Annotated in this window: 26 protein-coding genes and 1 other RNA gene; 14 read left to right on the top strand and 13 right to left on the bottom strand. The window is 43.6% G+C overall.

Annotated elements, in window-relative coordinates:
* Positions 1 to 88 precede the first annotated feature (88 nt).
* Together B9G69_RS07475 and B9G69_RS07470 are read left to right on the top strand one after the other, a co-directional pair.
* The gene (locus tag B9G69_RS07475; RefSeq protein ID WP_088617231.1) at positions 89 to 844 is read left to right on the top strand and encodes a flagellar motor protein; all 756 of its coding nucleotides are present in this window, start codon (positions 89 to 91) and stop codon (positions 842 to 844) included.
* A complete protein-coding gene (locus B9G69_RS07470) occupies positions 828 to 1577 on the top strand; it encodes an OmpA family protein (protein WP_088616134.1) in 750 nt (249 codons plus the stop codon). The genes B9G69_RS07475 and B9G69_RS07470 overlap by 17 nt, the downstream gene beginning before the upstream one ends.
* A 77-nt stretch (positions 1578 to 1654) precedes the next feature.
* Here the strand turns inward: B9G69_RS07470 and B9G69_RS07465 are convergent, their stop codons facing one another.
* The 4 genes from B9G69_RS07465 to B9G69_RS07450 all read right to left on the bottom strand — a co-directional run bounded on the left by B9G69_RS07465 (position 1655) and on the right by B9G69_RS07450 (position 7756).
* On the bottom strand, positions 1655 to 2311 hold the full coding sequence (locus tag B9G69_RS07465; protein ID WP_088616135.1) for a hypothetical protein: 657 nt from the start codon (positions 2309 to 2311) through the stop codon (positions 1655 to 1657).
* Positions 2312 to 2491: 180 nt separating this feature from the next.
* Positions 2492 to 5341 carry a hypothetical protein gene (locus B9G69_RS07460; protein ID WP_088616136.1) on the bottom strand — a complete coding sequence of 950 codons (2850 nt, stop codon included), beginning with the start codon at positions 5339 to 5341 and terminating at the stop codon, positions 2492 to 2494.
* 125 nt (positions 5342 to 5466) lie between these two features.
* On the bottom strand, positions 5467 to 7287 hold the full coding sequence (locus tag B9G69_RS07455; protein ID WP_088616137.1) for a DUF4105 domain-containing protein: 1821 nt from the start codon (positions 7285 to 7287) through the stop codon (positions 5467 to 5469).
* On the bottom strand, positions 7277 to 7756 hold the full coding sequence (locus tag B9G69_RS07450) for a DUF3015 family protein (protein WP_088616138.1): 480 nt from the start codon (positions 7754 to 7756) through the stop codon (positions 7277 to 7279). The genes B9G69_RS07455 and B9G69_RS07450 overlap by 11 nt, the downstream gene beginning before the upstream one ends.
* An 88-nt stretch (positions 7757 to 7844) precedes the next feature.
* Between B9G69_RS07450 and trxA the strand changes: the two genes are divergently transcribed.
* Together trxA and B9G69_RS07440 are read left to right on the top strand one after the other, a co-directional pair.
* Complete coding sequence (gene trxA / locus B9G69_RS07445) at positions 7845 to 8189, top strand: thioredoxin (RefSeq protein ID WP_088616139.1); 345 nt, start codon at positions 7845 to 7847, stop codon at positions 8187 to 8189.
* A 196-nt stretch (positions 8190 to 8385) separates the two neighbouring features.
* Positions 8386 to 9036 carry a hypothetical protein gene (locus B9G69_RS07440; RefSeq protein ID WP_088616140.1) on the top strand — a complete coding sequence of 217 codons (651 nt, stop codon included), beginning with the start codon at positions 8386 to 8388 and terminating at the stop codon, positions 9034 to 9036.
* 91 nt (positions 9037 to 9127) lie between these two features.
* Here the strand turns inward: B9G69_RS07440 and B9G69_RS07435 are convergent, their stop codons facing one another.
* The 7 genes from B9G69_RS07435 to B9G69_RS07405 all read right to left on the bottom strand — a co-directional run bounded on the left by B9G69_RS07435 (position 9128) and on the right by B9G69_RS07405 (position 16548).
* Positions 9128 to 9847, bottom strand: coding sequence for a peptidylprolyl isomerase (locus B9G69_RS07435; RefSeq protein ID WP_254916942.1), 720 nt, complete (start codon positions 9845 to 9847; stop codon positions 9128 to 9130).
* A 32-nt stretch (positions 9848 to 9879) separates the two neighbouring features.
* Complete coding sequence (locus B9G69_RS07430) at positions 9880 to 12183, bottom strand: glutamine-synthetase adenylyltransferase (protein ID WP_088616141.1); 2304 nt, start codon at positions 12181 to 12183, stop codon at positions 9880 to 9882.
* Positions 12176 to 13573, bottom strand: coding sequence for a PD40 domain-containing protein (locus tag B9G69_RS07425; protein WP_088616142.1), 1398 nt, complete (start codon positions 13571 to 13573; stop codon positions 12176 to 12178). Before B9G69_RS07425 ends, B9G69_RS07430 begins: the two co-directional genes overlap by 8 nt.
* A gap of 10 nt (positions 13574 to 13583) precedes the next feature.
* On the bottom strand, positions 13584 to 14411 hold the full coding sequence (locus tag B9G69_RS07420) for a cell envelope integrity protein TolA (RefSeq protein WP_088616143.1): 828 nt from the start codon (positions 14409 to 14411) through the stop codon (positions 13584 to 13586).
* A complete protein-coding gene (locus B9G69_RS07415; protein WP_088616144.1) occupies positions 14408 to 14827 on the bottom strand; it encodes an ExbD/TolR family protein in 420 nt (139 codons plus the stop codon). The genes B9G69_RS07420 and B9G69_RS07415 overlap by 4 nt, the downstream gene beginning before the upstream one ends.
* 3 nt (positions 14828 to 14830) lie before the next feature.
* The gene (gene tolQ / locus B9G69_RS07410) at positions 14831 to 15568 is read right to left on the bottom strand and encodes a protein TolQ (protein WP_088616145.1); all 738 of its coding nucleotides are present in this window, start codon (positions 15566 to 15568) and stop codon (positions 14831 to 14833) included.
* Positions 15569 to 15657: 89 nt separating this feature from the next.
* Positions 15658 to 16548: a hypothetical protein gene (locus B9G69_RS07405; RefSeq protein WP_254916943.1), complete on the bottom strand. Its 891-nt coding sequence runs from the start codon at positions 16546 to 16548 to the stop codon at positions 15658 to 15660.
* Positions 16549 to 16714: 166 nt separating this feature from the next.
* On the opposite strand from B9G69_RS07405, the gene B9G69_RS07400 reads away from it, so the two are divergent.
* The 6 genes from B9G69_RS07400 to B9G69_RS07375 are packed head-to-tail and all read left to right on the top strand — an operon-like array spanning position 16715 to position 22429.
* Positions 16715 to 17167 (top strand): RrF2 family transcriptional regulator, encoded by a 453-nt coding sequence (locus tag B9G69_RS07400; RefSeq protein WP_088616147.1) that lies wholly within the window; start codon positions 16715 to 16717, stop codon positions 17165 to 17167.
* Positions 17160 to 18608, top strand: coding sequence for a Fe-S cluster assembly protein SufB (sufB, locus tag B9G69_RS07395; RefSeq protein WP_088616148.1), 1449 nt, complete (start codon positions 17160 to 17162; stop codon positions 18606 to 18608). The genes B9G69_RS07400 and sufB overlap by 8 nt, the downstream gene beginning before the upstream one ends.
* 4 nt (positions 18609 to 18612) lie before the next feature.
* Positions 18613 to 19365 carry a Fe-S cluster assembly ATPase SufC gene (sufC, locus tag B9G69_RS07390; protein WP_088616149.1) on the top strand — a complete coding sequence of 251 codons (753 nt, stop codon included), beginning with the start codon at positions 18613 to 18615 and terminating at the stop codon, positions 19363 to 19365.
* Between the two features lie 11 nt (positions 19366 to 19376).
* Positions 19377 to 20633, top strand: a complete 1257-nt coding sequence (sufD, locus tag B9G69_RS07385; protein ID WP_088616150.1) for a Fe-S cluster assembly protein SufD — start codon at positions 19377 to 19379, stop codon at positions 20631 to 20633.
* Positions 20634 to 20642: 9 nt separating this feature from the next.
* Positions 20643 to 21872 (top strand): aminotransferase class V-fold PLP-dependent enzyme, encoded by a 1230-nt coding sequence (locus B9G69_RS07380; RefSeq protein ID WP_088616151.1) that lies wholly within the window; start codon positions 20643 to 20645, stop codon positions 21870 to 21872.
* Positions 21869 to 22429, top strand: a complete 561-nt coding sequence (locus tag B9G69_RS07375; RefSeq protein ID WP_088616152.1) for a NifU family protein — start codon at positions 21869 to 21871, stop codon at positions 22427 to 22429. Before B9G69_RS07380 ends, B9G69_RS07375 begins: the two co-directional genes overlap by 4 nt.
* A gap of 110 nt (positions 22430 to 22539) precedes the next feature.
* On the opposite strand, the gene B9G69_RS07370 is transcribed toward B9G69_RS07375, so the two are convergent.
* Both B9G69_RS07370 and ssrS read right to left on the bottom strand, forming a co-directional pair.
* Positions 22540 to 22770, bottom strand: coding sequence for an AbrB/MazE/SpoVT family DNA-binding domain-containing protein (locus B9G69_RS07370; RefSeq protein ID WP_088616153.1), 231 nt, complete (start codon positions 22768 to 22770; stop codon positions 22540 to 22542).
* 197 nt (positions 22771 to 22967) lie between these two features.
* Positions 22968 to 23126: non-coding RNA, 6S RNA (gene ssrS / locus B9G69_RS07365), on the bottom strand.
* A 94-nt stretch (positions 23127 to 23220) separates the two neighbouring features.
* Here ssrS and B9G69_RS07360 point away from each other — a divergent pair.
* From B9G69_RS07360 to B9G69_RS07345, 4 genes are read left to right on the top strand one after another with little or no spacing between them, the layout of a single operon-like run.
* Positions 23221 to 23439, top strand: a complete 219-nt coding sequence (locus B9G69_RS07360) for a hypothetical protein (RefSeq protein WP_088616154.1) — start codon at positions 23221 to 23223, stop codon at positions 23437 to 23439.
* Positions 23440 to 23479: 40 nt separating this feature from the next.
* On the top strand, positions 23480 to 24886 hold the full coding sequence (xseA, locus tag B9G69_RS07355) for an exodeoxyribonuclease VII large subunit (RefSeq protein WP_088616155.1): 1407 nt from the start codon (positions 23480 to 23482) through the stop codon (positions 24884 to 24886).
* Positions 24886 to 25107: an exodeoxyribonuclease VII small subunit gene (locus B9G69_RS07350; protein WP_088616156.1), complete on the top strand. Its 222-nt coding sequence runs from the start codon at positions 24886 to 24888 to the stop codon at positions 25105 to 25107. Before xseA ends, B9G69_RS07350 begins: the two co-directional genes overlap by 1 nt.
* 5 nt (positions 25108 to 25112) lie before the next feature.
* The gene (locus tag B9G69_RS07345; RefSeq protein WP_088616157.1) at positions 25113 to 25982 is read left to right on the top strand and encodes a polyprenyl synthetase family protein; all 870 of its coding nucleotides are present in this window, start codon (positions 25113 to 25115) and stop codon (positions 25980 to 25982) included.

Raw genomic sequence — 25982 nt, 5'->3', positions numbered from 1 at the left:
ATATTAACTTAGTTTTTTGCTCGCAGAAAGTCTAGGTCTTCCGAGGGCTAGAGTGCCTCGTACAACTCGCTATGGCATCATTGTGTTTATGGACATTGCGACATTATTAGGCCTATTTATTGGCTTTGGTGGAATTATTTTTGGAAACCTTTTTGAAGGTGGCCATATGAGTTCACTGATGCAGTTAACAGCATTTATCATCGTAGTCGCCGGCACTGCTGGAGCAGTGATGGTATCAAGTTCAGAGCATGCTTTAAAAACAGGATTAAACCTTGCGAAAAAGGCTTTCAAAAATGAAGAAAGCAAAGCTCATCGCACTCTTGAAGACATCGTAGAGTATGCACGTCTTGCAAAAAAAGAATCTATTTTGTCCTTAGAACCAAGAATCAACAAAATTACTGACCCATTACTGCAAAATATTTTACGCAACGTTGTAGATGGAGTCGAAGAACCCGTTATACGCGATATTTTTGAAACTCAAATTTACACAGAGGAAGAAGAGCTTCTTGCAGGGGCAAAAATTTGGGCCGATGCGGGTGGTTTTGCACCAACAGTCGGAATCATTGGTGCCGTGTTGGGTTTGATTCACGTGATGGGGAACTTGACCGATACCAGTAAGCTTGGAGCCGGTATCGCCGTGGCGTTTGTGGCGACGGTCTACGGTGTCAGTTTTGCAAACTTACTGTTTTTACCAATTGGTAACAAGATTAAGAAAAAAGTCGAAGATCTGACCCGCGAAAAGATGATGGTGCTTGAGGGTGGCTTGATGATCGCCAAAGGCGCAAATCACATCGTCATTGAACAAAAATTAAGGTCTTACCTGCCACATGCAAGCAAAGCGTAGAAAACACGAAGAACACGTTAATCATGAAAGATGGTTAGTCTCGTATGCAGACTTTATCACTCTTTTATTTGCGTTCTTCGTAGTTATGTACGCTACTTCATCGGCAAATGAAGCAAAACAAAAAGAATTTGAACAATCAATTAAGCTGAACTTTCATTTGGTGGGGAAGGGCGGCACGGATCAAAACGGTAACGCCATTGACTCTGCGATTGCTGAACTGGATATTCCGGTTGGGAACTTTCCTAAAAAAGGCGGACCTGCAGAGGCGGCCGATTATGTGGAAAGAGCTCTGGGTAAAGCCATGAGCAAAGACGATCAAAAGAAAGACATTCAAGATATTTATCATGATTCCGTCGGTGTTCGTGTATCCCTGACTGCTTCTAGCTTCTTTACGCCAGGATCTTCAAAGCTACGCCTGTCTTCTTTACCCGCTTTGGATAAGGTTGCAGAAATTCTTTCTGCAAACGACAAGCGTATTATTATTGAAGGACATACGGATGACACCCCGATCGCAGATCCTCAGTATCCTAGTAACTGGGAGCTAGCTGGAGATCGTGCTTCAGCGGTGGTCCGTTACTTTGTTAAATATCATAAGCTAAATCCCAAGCGTTTCGTCTCGATCTCTTACGGAGATCAAAAGCCGATTGTTCCCAACGACACCGAAGAACATAAAGCCATGAATCGTCGTATAGAAATTCTTATAGTCACAGACAACCAAAAGGTTGGTATCTAAGTTCGCATCATAACTTGAAAATAAAAAAGCCGAGGTTATAAGGCCTCGGCTTTGGGGTTTTCAAGAGGTGGTTGCGATTAAACGCATTCTTTTAGTTTCCTTAGGATCTCAAGAGCTTTTTCTTTAGTGACTTTTTGAGATTCCATAACTGCATCAACCAAGTTCTCAGAAGGCAATTTACCATTACCTGCGCGCGCTTTGAATGCTGATACGACACGAACATAGGATGCGCGGTCTGCGCCTTGGAATTGAGTCAGGATTTGAGTTCCCAATTTGATAGATTTATCAAAAGCAGCATCGGCAAGTTCTTGTTGATCCTTAGAAAGCTCACGAGAAGTCGCCTTCTTAGCCAAATGCATTTCAGAGATCATGCTCGATAAACCCTCAGCGGCGTCGCTGATTTGTTTTGCTTCGTCTCTGTTTTCCATTTTATCGGCAGCCTTTTTTGCTGCTGCAACAGAAACTAGATTTTTAAGAACTTCTTTGTCAGTCAAAGCGTTTTCAACGATCTTTGATTCTTTACCCGGAGCAAGATCGCGGATGGATTGCTCAAGATATTTTTTCTCAGCATTTTTACCTGTCGCATTTTTCAAGTTACCGCTTGCATCCAGGAAGTACTCTTGACTTGTTTTATCAAACTTAGCCAAACGCTCTGTCGTTGTCATTTTACCTGGAGCTGCGAATGCAGTTGCAGAGAAAGCGATAGTCATACCGATAATAAATGCCTTTTTCATGAAATCTCCTCTTTTAAAAAAACCGTTTAAAACTGTACACAATCTATTTAGCAAAAGCCTTACCAGCTGAAGAGCCCTTAATTTCTTTATGGGCGAAGCCGGATGTCTAAGTTCTTTTGCGGTGACCTTTTGCGCAGCTGCAAATAATCACCATCTCATCGTCTCAAATTGAGACAAACATTATCTTGTCGGGTTCGCTATAGAACGCATTTCCGAAAGCTGCTTTTGAACCATGTTGTTGAACTTTTTCATGTCTTCATTCACTGAAGCTAGGTTATTAATCTTATCCCAGCTAACAGCATTGGCGATGGAACCGTACATTTTCATTTCAGTCGTTAATCCTTGCAGCGCCTCTAGAACCGCGACCGCTAGATTGTTCTGGCTTTTGGATAGCTTGAACTTTTGAGTGGCAACTGCCGCCGTTGGTTTTCCGCTTTCTTCTTCCTCAAGGGCTGCAAAAGGATCTTTTTCCGCAGTTTTTGAGAGGGCAGCACTGTTGACACCTAAGGTGATGGCAAGCTTATTCAAAACTTCTTGGATTTTGTTAGCTTGCTCTTCTAATTGTGAGTTCTGCAAAGAGGACTGAATTCTTTCTCTGCCGTCGATGCTCACAACTTTGATTTGTTTTAACAGGCCGTTCAGCTTTGCAAACTCAGCTTCCACTTCTTTCAATAAAGGATTTGTTGGAGCCTGATTCATATTATTCTCAAAATTCATTTTGTAAGACGCCGATGGGGCCATCAATTCATTCAGGATAGAAAGGTATGCTCTTTCCTCTTGGAAAATAGAGTTCATCGTACCATTGTATGCCGGGCCTGCGTTGATTGCGATTTTCCCAGGCTTATAAAGTCCGCGAACCAATTTGACCACGATCTTATCATATTCAACGCCAAACTTATCGAAGGCCGTTTTCATTTGAGCATACGAGTTGTTTTTCCACCATGTTTCAAAGCCTGAGCTTTCTTTAGTGCCAATGATTGAAGGACGTGTTTGCGCCAAAAGATAGTCGACCCATCCATTGTAATTTCCGCCTTGAGACTTAACTTTCCAGTCATAAATTCTGTTTTCTTTTGCACCTTCGGCGATGCCTTCACATTCATAGAACTCGTCTTGAGAGTTCGCAATCGTTGGTGGTAAGAATACGGCAGGGTAGCCTGCAGAACTTCTGACAGACGCATCACCTTTTTCGATGTCTGGTCCACAAACCATTTGCATGATCATATAGTCACTAATTTTGGGAGTGCCAAACAAACCAACACGACGATAGTAATTCGTGTCTTTTACTTTTTCATATGAAGAGGGGCTTGTAACATACGTTGTTGCCCAGGAGCGACCCAGTTGCATCATCGGTTCAGGATTACCCAGCATAGCGCGTAGCTGGTTCAATACCTGATAGTATCTTGATACAGTGATATTTTGTGCAGATCGGGCCATTTCGCTATTAAGCTCTGTAAGTGCGGCACCCACTTTATTTAAATCCTTATCACCTAAAGCGTTAATGATGGATTCAAACTTCTTTTTCTCTGGGGCCATCAAGCTTTTGTAATCCGGAGAGTTCAGCAGTACAGTGGCGGCAGATGCTACGTCAGTCACTGTGTAAGCTTGGCGAGTTTCAATAAATTTCGGGTCTGTATGATATGAATCGTCTGCGCCCTTTTTCATTCCGTCTGGAGTCACTCCATTTAACGGAGCCATGCGAGCCAAGTTGCTTGAGCCCTCAAAGCGCGTTTGACGAACTTGGCTTACGAAATCGCCATAGAAATTTTCAGTTGCGCGGTAACCTTGAGTCAATTGATACAAAGCACTTTGCCAATTTTGATTTGCTTCATACACATCAGCCAGATTTGCCATGCGCCAAGCCGATAGCTTTTCTTTGAAAGTTTTTACTTTTTCTTGAAGCTCAGCATCTGAGCTTGTCCACTTGGATTTTTTTTGTGTATTGATTGCAGTTTCGAGTTCCTCAGTGACGGAGTACAACTCGTGGCCATCAAACACGTTTTTCCAAGCGTAAGTTACAGAGCGCATGAATAGTTGATCCAACGCTACGAATGCCGCAAGCTTCAAACCCTTCGTCAAGAACATGCGAAGGCCTTTTACTTGAATGCTTCCTGGAACTAACCAAGTCACGATGTCGACACCCGTCCAGCGCAACACATTTCCAGCTACGACTTTGCTGGTAAGGGCGGCTGTACCACCTTTTTCAAGACCCGCAGCCACGGCTGAAGAGATCAACATTGAAGTGATATTGGGAGCCATTTCCCAGATCTTTTTGTGAATGACCAGATAATCGTAAGCTTTGGAACAAGGGTCTTTGTCAACTCCACGTTGTAGGTCTTTGTCGGTTACTTTCTTACCCATCCAAGTCATCGCGCACGCTTTAACATTTGGATCGGAAGCAATTTGCGTTGCAAGACCTTGCACTGTTGCACCCACAGTCATACCCAAATAAGGAATGAAGGCATGATACTTTGGATTTTTCATGTACATCGCAAGAACATTTGATGCAGCACCTTGAGAGTACATAAATAACTGGAAACCGATGATTCCCATTGGAGAAAATGAATGTGTCACGTGTTGATCCATTGCGACGGGATTCATAGAGTAATCAAGAACTAATTGTCCCGCGATAACCAAACCCATGGACATAAAGAACATCATGGATTCTGGAGCAAGGTTCGTTAAAGAATGCGTGAACGCTGCCTTCTGACCATTCCAAACTTTACCCATATCGCTTAAAAGACGATGCTCAATATTTTTGGGATCATATTTACGCAAGCTTGCTTCATCGGCGAACGGAATTTCCATCACTGGGATATTGGTCGTTTTATCAAAAACGCGGGTGATTTTATTCTGATAGTCTACTTTAACGTTATATCCAGCACTCTTCATGATTGAGGTGTCTTGAGCTGCTCTTTTCTGTTCAGACTGAGTCACTGTTTGGGCAAAGGCCGGAGAAATGGAAGCTAGGCTCACCACCAGTGCGGTCGCAAAGCTTATCGTTCTTTTATATGTTAAAGAGGCCTTAAACATAGATTCTCCTCAAAAGGCTATTTGCCTTATTGAAGAGATAAGCAAGTCAGGGGCCTGTCATTAGCGATATAAAGGATGTAGGGTGACTCAGAATGAGACGAGGCCTCTTTAGGTCACGGAGGTGTCTAGGGTGTAGGCAGGACGACCGAAATGCCCCACTGGTCGATGCGATCTTTTCGTTCTGCTTCAAGCCTTAGTTCGGTGGTTCCAATTGATAAAGAGCCAGCAAAAAGATGATTCCATTGAAACTCGCCACGAACTGTTGAGTAAAGGTATTCGTTTTGAAACAACGTACAAAACGAATCCAACCACTTCATCATGAACATGGACTTCGCCCCCAAGAACGGCTGCGGAATATTCGTCAGAAAAGAGTTTTCACTAACTGCAAACAACGACCAACGAGTAGCCTTCATCAACGGAAAATCGAAGCTCGCACCAACGCCACCATTCACATAAGGATTCAATTTTGGTTCGGTACCAACTTCCATCGTCCAAGAAATAGGTTTTTCAAGCTGAGTCCATGGTGAAGTTGAAACTGCGCTTAAGAAAACAAATTGATAAAGATCCCAGTTTTGCTCTGAAGGAGCGTAGCGCAGATCAAAGGTCAAAAAATTTAGCTGAGAAAACGGAGCAAGACCACTGTCATCCGATAGCAAGTCATGGAAGCCACGACGGTATTTAAATTGATAATAATCGTCCTCATCGTTTTTGCCGTAACCTAAATAGAATGCTGCAGTCGATGGGCTTAATAAAGGGGACTTTGGGGGGGTGATTGTAACTGGATCTGTGATCGCTCCCAGTTTTGCGCGACTGATTGAAAGTTTGTATTTGTCTTCGTTGTATTCTTTGCCTTCTCGATATTCTTGAATCGATAAATAACTTAAGGCAGCTTCTAAAGTTTCGGCCTTTTCTTTCTTGGAAAGAGCTCTATAGGAATGGCTTTGATCGGATTTCGTAGTTAACACACTATGCAGAGCTGCGCGTTCAGCAAAGTTTAGCTGCGCATATCTTGTGCGCCATTCTGTTTGTAAGGACGTTCTTAGTTTTCCTGCCAGCAGCAGGCCCTGGGAATTAAGAACTTTTAAAGTGTCTAGAGGAATGACCATGTCATGAAACTTATCCGTCAAGTTATGGTTGGGAGACGCGGCTTCGATTAATTCCAGCATTTGCGAAGAGCAGTTTTCATCAACAAAATAATAAGGCGCATAGGCTTTATCCAGCTCTATCAAATGATCAATCATGAACTCAACTTGCGCAGGGGAAAGATTAAGTTTGTACTCCCACAGATCTCGTCCCTCAAGGTTCGAGTATTCTTGGATCTTTTGATGATAGGGGAGCATTGAATAGGTTCCTGGATAAAATCCAAAAAGACCCTTCATTGCATAAAGGGCACCGTCTTCAGTTCCGGTGTTCGCAGCATAGTTGATACCATAATCCAGTAAATCTAACTGTCCGGTGTTTTTGGGATTATGAAGACGTAGAAAAGTATGACCAAAGCTTGAAGGAGCGCTGGATAAATCAGACGCTGCAAATATGAGATGGGCCTCTGTAGCGCCTAAGCGATCTTTCCACGCAGCTCGTTCGGGGCACTTTTCCAGCAGAGAGGAATCTATATCAAAAGTGTTTTTTAACCAGGATGTGCGTGCCAGGTATTTGCATTGAGAAATCGAGGTCTTTGAATCAAAGAGCACATCAATTGTTGCCAGAAGTTCTGCTTTAGGATCATTGGCACCATTTTGATCGATGAAAAATTCACCACGAATGGGAGACTTGTATTTTCCGCTTAAAGATTTGCGATAATGTCCAAGCTTTAACCAAGCACTGGATTGATCAAGATTTTTTGCAAGTGCTTGCTGTTTGAAGGATGAGATATCCTGCAAAGAAAAGCCCCACGTTAAAAGTGGGGCCATCATAAGAAATATTAAAACTAAAGAACTACGAACCATGGCAAAGGCTTTGAAGATCCTTTTGACCAGCAAGTTGGTTATTCAGGTTAGAAACCATTTCAGCTGCTGTTGTGTTGGAAGCTGGAATGATGTTTTCATACGAACCTTGAGTGAATGAACCGAAAGCTGCTTGTGCTTCAGAATTTTTGCAACCCTTCATATCAGCCAAAGTCGCAAGAAGTTGACCGTGACCTTGAGCCATCTCACGAGAAAGCTCTTTTTGATTTACTTCAACGAAGTACTGAACTTCTTTGTCATTCATAACGATACCGCTTGAAGAGCAATTAGAAGTACCAGAAGTGATACCAAAGAATTGAGATGAGAATGTACCGTTCGTTGTCATCGCAAAAAGTTGCAAACCTTTTGAGTTTTTAGAGATAACGACAGAACCAAGACCGCAGCCTGCATCGCCAGCCGCAAATACTTGTGTAGAGAACAAGAAAAGAACAGCACCAAGAATCATTTTCATGAGAACCCCTTTATTGTTAATTACATTTATGCTGACTCATTCTATGTTCTCCTTCAAACTCTAAGTAAACCAGGTCAAGGAGAAAACCATGGCAGTTTTGGAAGTTACGAAAGACAATTTCAAACAAGTAGTTCAGGAAAACCAGACTGTTATCGTAGACTTCTGGGCTGTGTGGTGTGGGCCTTGTAAACGTTTTGCGCCGATCTTTGAAGCGGTCGCGGACAAGCATCCCGACATAAAATTCATCAAAATTAATACGGATGAAGAGCCAGAAATTGCCGGAAGTTTTGAAGTGCAATCAATCCCAACTTTAGCTGTTATCAAAGAGCAATCGATTATCTTTGTGCAGCCGGGTGCTGTGAACGAGGATATTCTGGAGCAAATTGTAAAGCGCGCGAAAGAAATCGATATGTCCCAAGTTGAAAAAGAATAGTGATCGCGGGAGTAGTTCGAACAGCGAACTGAGCTCCACATTTTGTCACGAGGCGATTCTTTAGACGGAAATTCCTTTTTGCACAGTCTTTCCACAATCAATTTATTTTTAGCAAGCTCGCACATCTACGGACTGTGAGCTTTTCTGGCTTGCAGCTTGCTCCTCTCTTGTACGAAAGCAAATTAAGAGAGGTTTTATGAACAATCGCTTTTTTATGGTTACTTTATCTATACTGACGCTAAGTTTGATTATGCAAACTCAAGCAGTGAAGGCCGCAGGTCGTGGAAACATGGGTGTTGCAACATTAAGTGGCGTGATTATTGGTGGCTTGATAGGCGCCTCGATTGCGCAGAACTTTGATGACAACGACAATCGCCAGGCACAAGGCATGTGGAACCAAGCCTTAAGTGGTCAATTCAATAACAACCCCTACTCGTTTCAAGGCAACCAACATCGTGGTCGTCTGATTTTTACGGGGGAAGGCTATTTTGATGGATTTTACTGTCGTATTTACCGCAGTGAAATTTGGGATAGCAGATCCAATACGCCGATGGTGACGACGGGTTATGTTTGTCGCGCCAACGACGGTTCGTGGTTTCGCAAAGAGGGTGGAGAGATTCAGAATGCCCGACCGAATCGGCCAGATCGCGGGCGTCAATTCGATCCACCGAGTGGTGGCGGAGGATTTTCTCCTCAGCAACAACAAGGCTTTCCGCAACAAGGTCGTCAAATGGGTGGGGGACCCAACATGGGTAATAACCGCGGTAACTACAATAACAATACAAGTAGCAGTTCGACGACTGGGATAACGAACGGTGATGCTTTACCAATCACCGGGGTGAACTAGAAAAAGGCATAAAAAAACCCGCTCTCATCAAGCGGGTTTTTTATTTGATCATTTAAGCAGTGAAACGACTTCGAGAGAACGAAGTGCAGAACTACTTTCTTTCGATTTTAACGTGCTTGATGATCATTGGCTCAACGGGACGATCCATTGGGCCTACTTTTGTGTTTTCGATAGCATGAACAACATCCATACCTTCAACAACTTCACCGAAAACTACGTGACGACCATCCAACCAAGGAGTTGCAACAGTAGTAACGAAGAATTGAGAACCATTAGTGTTCGGACCCGCGTTCGCCATAGATAGCATGCCTGGTTTAGAATGCTTAGGCTGACCTGGAAGGAATTCGTCTTCGAAACGGTAACCTGGGCCACCAGTACCAGTTCCAAGTGGGCAACCACCTTGGATCATGAAATCTTTAATAACGCGGTGAAAAGACAAACCATCATAGAAAGGCTTTTTAACTTTTTCGCCAGTTTTAGGATCAGTCCACTCTTTAGAGCCTTCAGCAAGACCAGCAAAGTTTTCAACTGTTTTAGGAGCTGTTTCAGTAAGTAGTTTTACTTTGAAATTACCTTTAGTTGTTTCGAAAAGTGCGAACATTGGTTTTCCCTTCTTAGTATCAGTATCTTTCGTAGATTTTTTGGAATCTGCTTTTGCTTTCTTTTCAGCTTTTACTTCAGTTGTTTTTTCAGCGGAAGTTTCAGCTGGCGTTTCAGTCGGTTTTGCGTCTGCACGGAAACTGAAAGCGGCAAGTAAGAATGCAAAAAGGTAAATCCAAAATACCTTTTTTATATCGATATTCTTCGACATCGGAATACTCCTGATTAGTTAAGCTTCATTATTTAGTGACGGGTTCGTCGAGGGTCAAGCGCCTTCAAAATCCCAACATTCTCAGTGATACGCTGGGAAACATCTTCGAGAAGCTTCGTCGGCGAAGTATTAAACGCCACAGCAAGATCATGAAAGGACTCGTGATTTAAGGACACATCCGCCGTTGATTCTGACGCTATCAGTTGCAGCATCTGTTCGATTTGACGCATATAGAGGTAATTCTTTGCAAGATCAGGATGTTGTTGGGACTTCATACTCAAAAAACTTGTAGTCGAGGAATTTGACGGAGCAAGCTTCTCCTTTAAAAGAACGGACTGAATAGAAAGTTCAATGTCAACCATTCCGCCTTCGCTATATTTCAAGTTGATATCGGGATGTTTGCTAATCAGTTCCGTGCGAATGCGGTCGAGTTCAACGAGTTGCTCCGCACTCAATCCTTTTTGTATATAATTTTGCACTAGGGATGGTCCTGAATAGTTCAGCCATCGAGATTTCAAATAAGCTTGTCGCTCCCAAACCTCGGCTTCGTTCGTAAGATAGTTTTGTAAATCCATTAATGGGATCACAATGGGCCCGGCTTTTCCCGACGGACGTAAGCGCATATCAATGGAATAAATGCTTCCACCACGGTGAGGCTCGGTCATGCGAGAAATAAATCGCTTGGCGAATTTAAAGTCGTTATCGGATTCATCGCCTGTGATCACGAAAATAAAATCCAAATCTGATTTAAAACCAAGTTCTTGGCCGCCCCATTTTCCTAAAGTCAAAATTTCAACCGAACAGGGGTAATCTTTTTTAAGTGCCGTCATCAATGCCGATGCAATCGAATCTGCAGTGAACGTTAAATTATTTAACAAGGTTTCCAGATCGCGATCTTCCAAATATTGGCTGCCATTAATCAGTTCGGATAAAAGTTTTTTCTCGGCAAGTTCTTCTAATAAAATATCTAAATCCTCTGAAAGTTTATTTTGTGCTCTATACACAAAGGAATCCAGCAGCTCGGGCCGGCTGCATAAAATGCGCGACAAATAAGGGGAGTGAGCAAATAACCAGGCAAGCTTTTTCATCAGTTCATTTTCACGAAGCAACAAAGTAAAAAAGCTAGCCTTTGCTCGAGTGCTACGTATGAAATCTTTTAAAAAACCCAACGCCCTATGACTGTCGCCGCCTTGGACTTTCAGAGTTTGCAAGAACTCTTGTAAAAAAGCCTTTCGAGCTGCTTCATCACGGCCCTTATTTCTGGATAAAACTTCTTGCTCGATGATTTCATTCCAAAGCTCTTTGATATCTTCCTCAGGTAAGCCCAAAGTGCTAAGTTCATTTTCGAGGGATACGATTTTAGGCGCATCACCCAAAAGTGATTTCACGATTTGATCGCAGTGCTGCATTTCTTGAAGCAGAGTTTTTAAAGCCCTCAGGACAAAGTCAGGGTGAGGGTCATTTAAATGAAGCAAATGGGTTTGCTCGTCATTTAAGGCCTGAACGTAATTTTCAAGACCACGTAGATTGCGGTAATGAGAGATAAGGAAATCAGCTTCAGCCTTAGGGAGTAAATCTTTAGATGATAATTTTTCAAGAGCTTCTATCGTTCCACGCAGCTGCAGAGAGTGATCTTTTCCACCATGAACTACCAACAGTGCGTGAGTGAAAAGTTCCAAATCCCTAATGCCACCAATCCCCATCTTAAGGTCAACCGCATCGACAGCTGTCGGGGTGTGATAGTGATTCTGAATTTTTCCACGTAAGTGTTTTAAGTCATCAAATAAAGTGAAATCCAGATGTTTGCGAAATGAAAATTTTTTTGCGAAGGACTGCACTTGATTGATAATATCTGCATTGCCGCAAATCCCGCGCAGACGAACAAAAGCTAAGCGCTCCCAGGTTTCCCCATAGTTTCCATAGTAATCGCGGAAGTGTTCGATGGTAGGAATTAACGGGCCATGACGACCGCCGGGGCGTAAATCAAAATCCACACGAAAAACAAAGCCCTCGGCAGTGCGCTCACTTAGTAGCTTTTGCAATGAACGAAGACTTTTGAGGTGTTTTTCATTTTCATGTTCAGCAACGATTAAGATATCGACGTCGGAACTTAAATTTAACTCCTCAGAACCCAATTTTCCCAGAGCAAATAAAGCGACATCACTTTCTGAAAAGCAGTTGCTAAAAGCTTCAATTAAAAGCTCGTCAGCTGCGGCACTCCAGTCATGGCATATTTTTAAAGAGTCTTGGGAATTATTTTTTGCGGCAGATGCGCAACGGGACCAGATCCCGTTGCGTTTTATTCTTAAGGAAGATTCGAGAGGGGGGTTAGTCAAGGTTTACAGACCACTTCGGCTTGAAGTAGTTGTGGTTATCTTGAGTTACACGGCGTTCTTCAGTGCCATCGACAGTCGAAATAAAGACTTGGTTCTTACCCGTACGATTGCTTGTGTACATAACAAAGCGACCATCTGGAGAGAATGAAGGATCTTCATTCGAAGACATTTTGCCGTTGGATTTCTTTGCAGAACTTAAACGGATCATGTCAGAGCCGTCAGCATTCATAACAAAGATATCAAAGTTATTATCGCTTTGACCTGCGAAGGCGATTTTTTTGCAATCAGGTGACCAAGATGGGGAGGAGTTGAAGACGCCAGCAAAAGTCAGACGTTTCACATTTCCACCATTTGCATCCATTGTATAGATCATTGGTTTACCAGCGCGATCCGATGAAAAAGCTACTTTGTTTGAGTCCCCAGGGCACACGGCTGGTTCCACATTCATCGCTCCGGCAGGTCCATTTGTCACTTTACCCATCAAAGCCCCGTCATAAGACATTTTATAAATATCAGGGCTTGTGCCTTGAGAGATTGTTAGGAAAATTGTTTTTCCATCTGGAGAAAATGAAGCACCTGAGTTGATACCCTGACGGTATGAAATCAACTGACGTTTGCCGCTTTTAAGATCTAATAATAACATGTCAGCATTTCTGAACTTAGATCCCACACGTTTTACGTAAGACGTGTAAGCTACTTTAGAACCATCTGGAGACCATGCGGGAGAGATTGCCACACTCGAGTGTTTTGACACCTGCATAGAGTTCGCACTGTCCCAGTCCATGATATAGACTTCACGAGCTTGACCACCAGCTTTATCCGACGTCACAACCATCCGAGACAAGAACATGCCTTCTGTTCCCGTTAAAGCTTTCAAAACGTCATTTGCGAATGTGTGAGCAATACGACGAGCACTTGAAACAGGGCCTTTATATTTTTTGCCCGCGACCAAAGTTGCTTTACCAACATGGTACACATAAGTTTCCAGAGTTACTTCCCCGCCCGCGATTGAAAAGCCTGCGCGAATTAAAAAGTCTGCGCCGATTGCAGACCAACTTTGAAACTTGAAGCCAGCAGGATTTCCTGGAGCCGGTGTCATTCCAACTTTGCTTGGATCTTCAAGGAAAGCTTTAGAATCAATAAATTGGAAATATGATGAGACGGCCAAGTCATTATTAATAACGTTATAAATCTCCGCACCCGTGGCTTGATAGTTTGAAGCCGTTCCCGGAGACCCAAAATATTGCAGCGCCGGGAAAGCCATCATGCTTTTTTTGGTACGGGCGTCGCCCAATTTAATATAAATGCCGCTATCTGGAGTAGCCGTTTGGGCCTGACTCACTTGAGAAAGTGAAACAGCAGCGAGTAACACACATAGAAGTCGGATCATAGTTCTCTCCTTACTCTGGGAAGCCGATTAAAATCCCATCCACACTGACAAGTGATACAAATTTTTCTGGTGGAGCGGGGAACGGCGATGATTTATCAAGGGTTGAAAGTACCTCTGCATCGTAGTCTGGATTTCCGCTCGATTTTACAATTTTACGATCAATAATATTTCCGCGTGAATCGATAAAAACGCGAGCTTGTGCTTTAAGATCACGTTTTGCCAACCATTCGGGAACTGCCCAATGTTGTTTGATGTGACGATCTAAATCCGCACCATAAGTGTCATGCTGCAGTTTAGAAAGACCTGTCAAAGCCGTGCCGGGGGAAAGTTGATTTCCTTTTACCGGAGCCGCACCCGCATTTGATTTGCCAGTGCCAGCCGCTGGAGCTGGTTTTTTAGCTTCTTCTTTTAACTTTTCAATTGCGGCCATAGCTTTTAGTTTTTCCAAAGCATCGTTTTGTTTGGATTTAACTTTTTCTAAGTTCACGCCGTCATCTTTTTTGGCCGTCTTAGTGGGAAGTTTAACTTCTGGCTTGGGTTCAAATTTAGGTTCTGGTTTTTTTTCCGCAACCTTTTCCACCGGAGAAGGCTCTGGTTTGGGAGCGGGCTTAGCATTTTCTTTCGCCTCTGGTTTCGGCGGAAGATTATTAGGATCTAATTTATCAGGAAGACCGACCATATCCACGCGGACTGCTTGAGTGAAATCAATAGACTCAGGTGTGAAGAACGCAGTCTTCACAACAAAGAATAGAACCAAACCGACGTGGAATCCCAATGAGACTACCAGTCCGCGTTTAAGTGTTTCATCCTGAGGGTTGTCTGATTTCAATGCACTCACTTGTCTTTTGGTACCGTTACTAAACCGATGTTAAAGATCCCTGCAGCACGAATTTCTGCCATAGCTTCCGCGACGAAGCCATAGTCCACTTTACGATCTGCTTGGATGAAAATTTGCTTATTCTTTTTATTCTCAAAGATGGCTTTCAACTTTGTTTTGAGATCGGCCATTTGAATACGAGTCTTAGCAATCGTCATTTTTTGATCGTGACCAATTACCAATACAAAGGGTTCTTCATTCATTTCCACACCCGAAGCGGATGTTTTTGGAAGATCAACGTCAATCCCCTGTTGCATCAAAGGTGTCGTCACCATGAACATGATCAGAAGAACCAACATCACGTCCACCAGGGGCGTTACGTTGATTTCGCTTAATGTCGCGCGGGATTTTTTCCCGCCGCCGCCACCCATTCCCATGATCTAGTTTCCTTGAAAGAAGTTACGTTTAACGATGTTCAGGAAGTCCGCACCGAAGTTATTCAATGTAATTTCTTGTTTGCGAATACGAGAGATAAAATTGTTATATAAAATAACTGCTGGAATCGCTGCCGCCAGACCGATCGCCGTGGAGATCAAGGCCTCAGAAATACCCGGAGCGACAACCGCCAAACTTGCAGAACCTGTCTGACCGATTTTATGGAAAGACTGCATGATCCCCCAAACAGTACCAAACAAACCAATGAATGGACCTGTTGAACCTGTCGTTGCCAAAACAGTCAGGCGAGATTCAATTTTAGAGATTTCATTTTCAGTGGCCTTATTAATGATACGTTCCAAGTTGTCGATACCAGACAAAATAGGTTTGTCATTTTCGGTGCGAGCAAGCAGGGGAGATTCAGAGATCTTTTTCATTTCTAGGTAAGCCGCCTTAAATACACGAGCTACTGAAGACTCTTTATATTGATCGATATCTTCATAAAGAGAATCCAAGGAATTCACTTTCCAGAATTTATTCAGGAAAAGATCATCAGCTGTGCGCATATTTTTGAATGCTTTATATTTTGTGTAACCGATCGCCCAACAAACCACGGACATACCAATAAGAATAACCAATGTCAGTTGTACGACTGGACTCGCTTGGGCAATTGCATCCCAAGAGTTTGTATTTACTGACACAGAAGGTGCGGCCGAAGCTGCCTGGACTAAAAGTGGAAACATAGATGAACCTCCATGTTCCACATTATGCGTAAAAGGTCCTGAGATCAACCCACGATGTCCCTATGGCGCAGGACCATCGTCGTGGGAGATTACTTAGTGGAGGTTGGAGTTGCCGTCGGCTCTGCTGCAGTTATTGGCAACCACGAGTTGATTTGCTTGATATCATTCACAATCAAACCATCAGCTTTAATTTCCATGGCGCGTTTGAACTCTTCCTCATTTTCAACGATCAAGAAAATCTTCTTTTTACGACGACGCATTTCTTCAATGACGGCGTCATTAAAGGCAGGGCGTTTCGCAATTTTAAATGGAGCTACGAAAACGTCGCCCTTAAATTGGGTGGACGGCAAAACCCACAAAGAATCAAAGCTCATCAAGCGCATCAAATCCGGTTTCGTTGTTCCGTAAAGCCAAGTAGGTTGCAAACTTTTGATTGCGTTTGTGATCACGTTGGCATCGCTTTGGATTAAAGTGCGATTTTCTGATTTATAATCCTGGACTGCGTTTGCGACGATAGAATCAACATCTGTTACGTTATCCACAACGTTCAAAATGAAGCGTTGGTGTGGGAATTTTTCGTACAGTTCTTTTAATGCCGGAGTACTTTTATAGAACTCATTGATCTGTTCAAAAGAAAACCCGCTTAATTTGCTGCTTGTCATGATCTGCGCAGTGGGATTCGCCTTTTGCTCTTCCATTTTTGCATTCAGGAATTCCACGTCACGGCTTGGCGGCAGAATGAACGGAACGCGATTGTTAGAAACGCGAACGTCAGCCCAAAGGATAACGTCCGGGCGTGCATCGATTGCTTCCTGCATTTTGGCCAAAGTGTGAGTTTTTACGGCCACATATGGAGCTTTTCCGTCCATGTAGGGAGATTTATATTCTTGGAAGGTCTGACCCAAGCCCCAAATACGGGTTGCCAGGATAATGATACCCACCATCGTTAACGACGCAATTGTTGCTAATAGTACTCGCATAAGGGCTTTGGTATAGCACCCTAAGATGCCGAAATCAGCACATTTTTTCAAAACTAAAGGAAAGATTCCTGTCACAATCTTAAATACGCTAAAATTAGGCGTATTTCATCTTGTTTTTCAATTAGCTTTCTATTAGATAACAGGGACGTAATCGTCAGGTACCAATATGAACAAGATCAATCGAAAATTAGAATACGCATTGATGGCTCTTAAATATATGAGTCAGAAAATTCCGGGAGAGTTAACTTCTGCAAAAGAAGTGTCTGATTCTTTTCATACTCCCTTTGATGCGACTGCTCGTGTGATGCAACAAATGGCACAAAAAGGCGGGATTCTGCGGGCTGAGTATGGTGCTAACGGTGGATATCAGATCACGAAAGATCTTGCGAAGGTTTCGATCCACGATTTGGTCGAAGTGATCGAAGGCCCGACGGCTTTGGTGAAATGCCTGCACAAAGAAGTTCCTTGTGAAATTCAAGGTACGTGCAACATCGTTTCTCCGGTTACGACTTTAAATAATAAGCTCACTGACTTTTATAAATCCGTCAGTTTGAAAGATCTCTTAGTTGAAAGAACTGCGATGCCGAAAAAATCTTCTGAGACGGTGATTCATGGATAACAACAAGAACAACCCTCTTGATTCGTACGAATACAAATACGGTTTCACAACAGATATTGAGACCGATCAGGCCCCATTGGGTTTGACTGAAGAAATCATCAGACTGATTTCTGGTAAGAAAAATGAACCTGAATGGATGCTGGATTATCGATTAAAGGCGTATCGCCACTGGTTAACTTTGACAGAGCCGACTTGGGCCCATGTCTCTTATCCTCCCATCGATTTTCAAGCGATTCGTTACTACTCTGCTCCTAAGAAAAAATCAGATGCTGATAAGCCTAAATCTATGGAAGATCTTGATCCTGAATTGGTTAAGACTTTCGAAAAATTGGGCATCCCTTTGTCAGAGCAAAAGCGTATCTCTGGTATCGCGGTTGACGTGGTTTTTGACTCCGTTTCTGTGGGAACGACACACAATGAAGTTTTAGAAAAAGCGGGAGTTATCTTTTGCTCGATTTCTGAAGCCGTGGCGAAACATCCAGAGCTAGTAAAAAAATACTTGGGCTCAGTTGTTCCCTACACAGACAATTTCTATGCGGCATTGAATGCGGCTGTCTTCACAGACGGATCTTTCTGTTACATCCCTAAGGGTGTGCGTTGCCCGATCGATCTTTCGACTTATTTCCGTATCAACGCTAAGGACACAGGTCAGTTCGAAAGAACTTTGCTTGTTTGTGATGAAGGTGGGTACGTCAATTACCTTGAGGGTTGTACAGCTCCTCAACGTGACGAAAACCAACTTCACGCGGCCGTGGTTGAGCTCGTTGCCTTGGACAATGCGGAGATCAAATACTCCACGGTTCAAAATTGGTACACAGGCGATAAAGAAGGCAAGGGCGGCATTTATAACTTCGTTACTAAACGTGGTAAAGCTGCGGGTAAGAACTCTAAAATCTCTTGGACTCAGGTTGAATCTGGTTCTGCCATCACTTGGAAATACCCTTCTTGCATTTTGCAAGGGGATGGTTCCGAAGGTGCATTCTATTCTGTGGCTTTGACCCACGATCTAATGCAAGCAGATACGGGTACAAAAATGATCCACATTGGTAAAAACACGAAATCGACGATCATTTCAAAGGGTATATCCACTGATAAATCTTCGAATGCATATCGTGGCCAAGTAAAGATCATGCCTTCAGCGGAAAACGCACGTAACTATTCTCAGTGTGATTCCATGCTGGTCGGTGATAAGTGCTCTGCGAGTACATTCCCTTATATCGAAGTTAAAAATAAAACGGCGACGATTGAACATGAAGCGACCACTTCACGTATCAGTGAAGATCAAATCTTCTATTTGCAATCTCGCGGTATGGATATGGAAAAGACGATTTCAATGTTGGTGAACGGTTTCTGTAAGGAAGTCTTTAAAGAACTTCCTTTGGAGTTCGCAGTGGAAGCCGTCAAGTTGATCGAAATGAAGTTAGAGAATTCAGTAGGATAGTATCATGTTAGAAATTAGAAACCTCCATGCACGTGTTGAAGAAAAAGAAATCCTTAAAGGTCTAAACCTGACGGTTAAAGCTGGCGAAGTTCACGCCATCATGGGACCAAACGGTTCTGGTAAGTCGACTTTGTCTAAAGTCTTAGCTGGTCATCCAGCTTATGAAGTCACAGGTGGCGAAGTTAAATACGAAATCAACTTCATGATGCAGAACTTGTTGGAGCTTGCTCCAGACGAGAGAGCTAAAGAAGGAATCTTCTTAGCATTCCAATATCCGATTGAAGTTCCGGGAGTATCTAACTTCACGTTCTTGCACACAGCTTTTAACTCTGTTTTGCAACATCAAGGTTCTGAACCAATGCCTGAGGGTGAGTTCCGTGAATTCTTGGTGCAAAAGTTGAAACTTGTTTCCATGAAACCTGAATACTTGGATCGTCCAGTGAACACGGGTTTTTCGGGCGGCGAGAAAAAGAAAAACGAAATCCTTCAGATGGCAGTTTTGTCTCCTCGTTTGGCTTTGCTTGATGAAACAGACTCGGGCCTTGATATCGACGCTCTTCGTGTGGTTTCAGATGGCGTGAATAAGCTTCGTCGCAAAGACAACGCGATCATCTTGGTCACTCACTATCAACGTTTGCTTGATTATATCAAACCTGACTTTGTACACGTGCTTTTGGGTGGAAAAATTGTTGAGACGGGTGACTCTTCCTTGGCGTTGAAGCTTGAGGAAAAAGGTTACGACTGGTTGATCAACTAAGGGATAGGCAGATGAATTTACTTTCGACTTACGAAAAATTCAGTCAAGCACACCCGGCGAAAGGCGCTTTGGCGTCTTTCCGTCAGGCTGGCTATGACTATGCCTTGAAAAAGGGTCTTCCAACCCGCAAGGATGAAGAGTGGCATTATACGAGTGTTAAAGTTTTGGCTGACACACAGTTCTTGCCAAGTGCTCTGAATGCGGTGGCTCCAAGTCACGATACGATGGTTGCGATTCAAAAGGCCATCAACCCTGAATTCATGAATCTTGTTTTCTTTAACGGTGTTTTTAATAAAACTTTGTCTTCTGATTTGCCTCACGGTCTTACGATGCGTGAACTTGCGGAATATCCAGAACAATTCGATGACACGTTTGATGCCGTAAACGGTGCCTATGCGGAAACTCCGTACATGGTTCATTTGGCTAAAGAAACGTCTGTGGAAAAACCGGTGAATTTCGTGTTCTTCACGTCCAATGAATCAGGATCTGCCTTGATGGTAAATCCACGCATTCGTTTGGAAGTGGGTGCAAGGTCCTCTCTTCGTATCCTTGAAAGCCATTACGGCATGGCGGGTGCAGCTTATTTCGCGAATTCAGTTTTTGATTTGCAAGTGGGTGACAATGCCAAAGTTATTTACGTGCGTGTTCAGGCGGACAGCTTAAACGCGGTGAATATTGGTCGCACAAGAATCAATCTTGGTAAAAATGCAAACCTTGAAAGCTTGGCTTTCTCGACAGGAGCGCAGCTTTCTCGTCATAACTTTGATTTAGTTTTGAAAGAGAAAGGTTCAACATCCGAAGTTCTGGGAATCTATGCGGTTCAAGGAACTCAACACGTTGATAATACGACGTTGATCGATCATGCAGTTGGGGAATGTACGACTCACCAATTGTATAAAGGTATTTTAGATGGGTCAGGTCGTTCTGCTTTTGTTGGTAAGATCTTGATTCGAAAAGACGCGCAAAAAGCGGATTCTTCGCAATTGAACAACAACCTGCTTTTAAGTAACAAAGCAGAAGCCGACAGCAAGCCTTCTATCGAAGTTCATGCTGACGATGTGAAAGCAGGCCACGGTTCAACGGTGGGTCAGCTTAACAAGGAAGAGTTGTTCTATTTGCTATCGCGTGCGATTTCCAAAGATAAAGCGATTGCGATGTTAAGTTATGGGTACTTGTCTGAAGTTCTGTATAAAATTTCAGATGACGGCATTCAAAAATGGTTAACTAAGCATTTGGATGAAGCGTTTGCGCGCTTGCATCTGAACTAAGAAGGTACAATGAGTAATTTGAATGAGCTTTTTGCTGAAATTCGAAACGAGTTTCCTGCGCTGACTCAAACTGTGCATGGCAAAAGACTTTCTTATTTAGATAGTGCTGCGACGACTTTGAAACCCAAAGTCGTCATCGATCGCATTACGAAATTTTATACCAATGAAGTTTCCAATGTTCATCGAGGTGCTCATTATCTGGCGGATATTGCCACTCAAGCGTTTGAGGGGGCTCGCCATAAGATTGCTAATTTCATCGGCGCTGAACAGTTCGAGGAAATTATCTTTGTTCGTGGTACAACAGAAGGTGTGAATTTCGTGGCAAACACTTGGGGTCTGACGAACCTTAAGGCGGGCGATGAAATTTTGATCACCGAGATGGAACATCACGGAAATATCGTCCCTTGGCAGATGATCGCAGAAAAAGTCGGAGCCAAAGTAGTGGCTGCGGGTATTTTAGATAACGGCGAAATCGACATGGATGATTTCAAAAATAAATTGTCCAGCAAAACCAAGATGGTTGCCTTTACTGCGTGTTCGAATGTTCTTGGAACAAATACGGATGTCGCGGGCATGACAAAGCTTGCTCACGCTGTGGGGGCGAAAGTTTTGGTGGATGGCGCGCAAATTGTGTCTCAGTTCAAAGTCGATGTTAAGGCTTTGGATGTAGATTTCTTTGTGTTCTCCTCTCATAAGTTATTTGGCCCATTTGGTTTCGGTGTTGTTTACGGAAAGCGCGCCATTTTGGATTCAATGCCTCCTTATCAAGGTGGCGGATCAATGATTTCCAAAGTCACGATAGAAAAAACGACTTACAATGATGTTCCAACACGATTTGAAGCGGGTACGCCTCACGTCGAGGGAGCAATCGGTACGGCCGCGGCTATTGAGTTCCTAGAAAATATCGGATTCGACAAGATTCATGCCTACGAAATGGATCTATTGAAGTACGCCACAGAAAAACTTTTGGAAATTCCTGATTTGAAAATCTATGGAATGGCGAATGATAAAGGCCCTACGATTTCATTTAATCTGAAAGGTGCTCATCACTCGGACGTAGGTCAGATTTTAGATCAAGAGGGCGTCGCAGTTCGAGCCGGTCACCATTGCACTCAGCCGCTGATGGCAAGACTTGGCATTCCGGGAACTGTTCGCGCTTCTTTTTCAGTGTATAATAATCGTCAAGATGTTGATGCTTTAGTTAAAGCCGTGGTGAAGGCCCGGGAGTTATTATTATGAGTACGCAGGATGTATTAATCAGAATTCAAGCAACACCAAATCCAAACGCATGGAAATTCGTTTTAGATCGCCCTGTGTTGTCTGAAGGTAAAGCAACTTACACTTCTATCCAAGAAGCTGAGCAAAGCCCTTTGGCATCAAGCTTGTTCCAAGTGGAAGGTGTTCGTCAGGTTCACTTGTTCCAAAACGTGATCACGATCACCCACAGCTTTGATTCTGATCCAGAGGAAATTCAAAAGAATGCATGCGCAGTGATTCAAACTCGCATGCCAATTCATAATCCCAACGTAACCCAGGCGGATGAAAAGAAAATGCGTCGTGCGGGACTTCCACCGGAGGTTCAACGCATCGAAGAGATCTTGGACGACACGGTTCGACCAGGTCTTCAAGGTGACGGTGGGGATTTGGATGTCGTAAAATACGAAGACAATAAACTCTACGTATTTTACCAAGGCGCCTGCGGAACATGCCCAAGCGCCACATCGGGTACATTGATGGCCATCGAAGGCATCCTCCGCGACCAATTCAACCCAACAATCGAAGTCATCCCTCTTTAGGTAACAGTTCCCTTTTTTAGGATTAGCTGTTCTTAAAAGCAAAAAGCCCACTTTATAGGTGGGCTTTTTTTATGATTCGAGCTTAATCCTAAAAAAGGGAACTGTTACCTTTAGGCTTCGATTTCTTTTTCTTCTGTTGGGGTCCATTCTAGTAATGACATTTCTGAAGTTTTGTTCCAGTCGACATTTACGCGATTGATGATCTTCAATGAGACTTCATTGCCTTCGATGGTCCAAAGAAGAGTATCGCCCTTGGCGATTCCCAATGCTTTGCGCACGCGCTGGGGAATGGTTGTTTGGTTTTTTCTAGAGGCTTTGGACGTCGCGGATGATCTGCTCATGCTGTTGCTCCAACAAATAACGTTCTAAATCGCTACTATTTCAGGATAGGTGGACGAAAATAAGTTGTCGAACAATGTCCTAAATCAGAGCCAGGAAACCGTTCTTTGGTAGTGTCTCGAAACGAGATTTCTTCGAGGGAAAAGCTCGGAGTTTTAATACAGAAGAGGAGGTAAGGCTGTACCTTTTGGGGAAATAAAAAAAGGCCCGATGACTACTCTGAACTAAACCTGTTTTAGCTAAGGTGGGTGACCATGATAGCGACTTTAGGCTTCTCAGTACGAGCTGAGCTTGCACACCATTGCCAGGGACAGTCCCCAAAAATATGCTTGTAAGGTTTAATTTCGATGAGCTTTACGTCGTCGAACCTCTGAAGACTATTCTAGCAGGAAGTATAGTTTCGTCAATCGAACCGGACTCTAACTTTTCCGTAAGCCTCCGATATATTGCATATGACACCTCAAAAATTGGATTTTATTTTTCCCTTCGTGGTTTTTTTCTATGGACTCCTCATGGTGTTTGTGCTGGAAAATCCGGCCTTAGTAAAGATCGGTGAAGAGCGCATGGGTGAAGCGTTTCACAACCTTATGAAGCACAAAAATTTGGGTTGGGTGTGTTTCTTCGTTGGCGGTCTTTGGGCCGCGCAAAATGTCTGGTACTCGTCGCTCTGAGTATTGACTCCTCCGGGGGCTGGGATTAACTTTCCACCCCATGTCCGACTCTCCAAATCAGCCCCTTCGCAAGACTGAAAACTACGCGCAACTTACGTTGGATGCGGCTTCTGCGCCTGTTAAATCCAATGAGCCCGTGGTGCTTTCTGTTGAGCAACTAAATGTCCAAATCAAGCAGTTGATCGAAGGTCAAATGGGGATGGTATGGGTGCGTGGGGAGCTTTCAAATTTCAAAGCTCACACTTCGGGACATTTCTATTTCAGTGTTAAAGATTCAAAATCACAGATCACGGCGGTTATGTTCCGCGGTAATAACGCACGCCTCAAGTTCAAACCGACTGACGGTATGGAAGTGATGGTTCGTGGTCGTGTGACCGTGTACGAGCCTCGGGGCAACTATCAGTTGATGGTTGATATGATGGAGCCGGTGGGCGCGGGTGCTTTGCAAAAGGCGTTCGAGCAACTTAAGCATAAACTTCGTGCTGAGGGTTTGTTCGACTCTGCTAAAAAAAGACCTATTCCAACTTTTCCAAGACATATCGCAATTGTGACTTCACCAACAGGTGCTGCGATTCGCGATATTTTGAACGTGCTTTCTCGTCGTGCAAAGTCTATTCAAGTAACAATCGTCCCCACAATCGTTCAGGGCGAGGCTGCGGCTCCGCAGTTGCGTGAAGCCTTTAAAAAGGCGGTAGCACTGCCTGATGTCGACGCAGTTATTGTGGGTCGTGGCGGCGGTTCTATTGAAGATATGTGGTGCTTTAACGACGAGGGCTTGGCTCGCTTGATCGCAGCCAGTCCAATTCCTGTCATTTCGGCTGTTGGCCACGAAATTGATTTTACAATTGCAGACTTTGTGGCGGACTTACGTGCGCCAACTCCGTCAGCGGCAGCAGAGCTAGTTGCTAAAAGTTCTGCGGAGCTAGTGAATAAAGTGACATCGCTTGAACGTATGTTGAAATTATCTTTCGATAGAAAGATGAAGTTCTTGCGTGAAAAAGCGTTGGGCCTTTCTAAACGCTTGGTTGATCCCAAACGTCGCTTACAAGATTTAGAACTTCGCAATGATGATTTGCTGACACGTCTAGAGTTAGCGATGAACCGTTCGATCGGTCAAAAGCAACACCGTGTAGAATTGATGACCCAAAAATTGGGTACACCACAAAACCTAATTGATCGCCGTAAAAAGGAATTAACATTCTTGGCACAACGTTCAGAGAAAGCATTACTGTTTTCATTAGAGCGCAAAAAGTCTCGCATGGATCGTATGATGGCAATGCTAGATAGCATGAGTCCTTTGAGAGTCGTGGACCGGGGATACTCAATCGTAACTAAAGATTCAAAAGTTATTAAATCAGCAAACCAAGTTAAAGCCGGGGATAGCATTGATATTCGTTTGGCACAGGGTTCACTCACGGCCACTGTTAGTGGCGTGAAGGAGGAATAATGGATTTCGAAAAGAAACTGGGACGTCTTGAAGAGATCGTTCAAAAAATGGAAAAAGGCGATTTGGCGTTGGAAGATTCCTTAAAGCTTTTTGAAGAGGGCGTTAAGCTTTCTCGTGAATGTCATCAGCGTCTTTCTGAAGCGGAAACAAAAGTAAAACTTTTGATGTCTGTCGGTGCTGACGGAAAACCAGTTACAACTGATTTCACTCCAGAGGAGTAGTCGTTTTGGATTTAGCGATTCAGCTTGAGCAAGAAATGGCCTTGAAGGTGCAAACTGTGAATCGGTTTGTGGAGAAGTATTTGTCTGATATGGAGTTGCCTCAAGGACCTGCTATCGCTGAGCTTCGTAAATCCATGCTTTATTCTGCCACGAACGGCGGAAAACGTTTTCGCCCTGTTCTGTCAGTTCTTATTGCCGAGATGTTAGGTGCCTCTGCCGAAAAGGTTCTACCCTTTGCAGCCGCGGTCGAGATGATTCACACATACTCTTTAATCCATGATGATCTTCCGTGCATGGATAACGATGATATGCGCCGTGGGAAACCCACGAATCACAAAGTTTTCGGTGAAGACTTTGCATTGCTTGCTGGTGATGCTCTTTTAACTGAAGCTTTTTTAATTATCGCAAAAAATTATTCTGAAAACGGATTTTTGGTGGGACGCCTGGTTCAGCTTTTGTCTGAAGCAGCCGGTATTCGCGGAATGGTAGGTGGTCAAGCCATCGACCTTCGCGCGGGGGAAAAACAGCTTTCCCAGCAAGAACTCACTCACCTCCACTTGCTAAAAACAGGTGCTTTAATTCGTGTGGCGGTTGAAGGTGCGGCAATCATCGCGGGCGCTAAGGTTCAAGAAATTGAAGCATTAAAGAAATTTGGCGAGGGGTTAGGTGTTGCTTTTCAAGTGGCCGACGATGTGTTGGATCACGGGGAAAAAGATCAAGACGTTCGCAGCTTCACAGGCATTATTGGCCTTGAAGAAACTAAAAAATATCTAGAACAAATCAGTAAGAACACGATGGCTGAATTACACAAGGTTTCTGCGGATGCAGCGATGCTTGAGTATTTGGTAAGTTTTAATATCTCACGAAAACATTAG

Origin of the sequence: Bdellovibrio sp. SKB1291214, from assembly GCF_002209355.2 — a bacterium.
Classification (GTDB): Bacteria; Bdellovibrionota; Bdellovibrionia; order Bdellovibrionales; family Bdellovibrionaceae; genus Bdellovibrio.
This window is presented reverse-complemented; position numbering and strand designations above follow the sequence as displayed.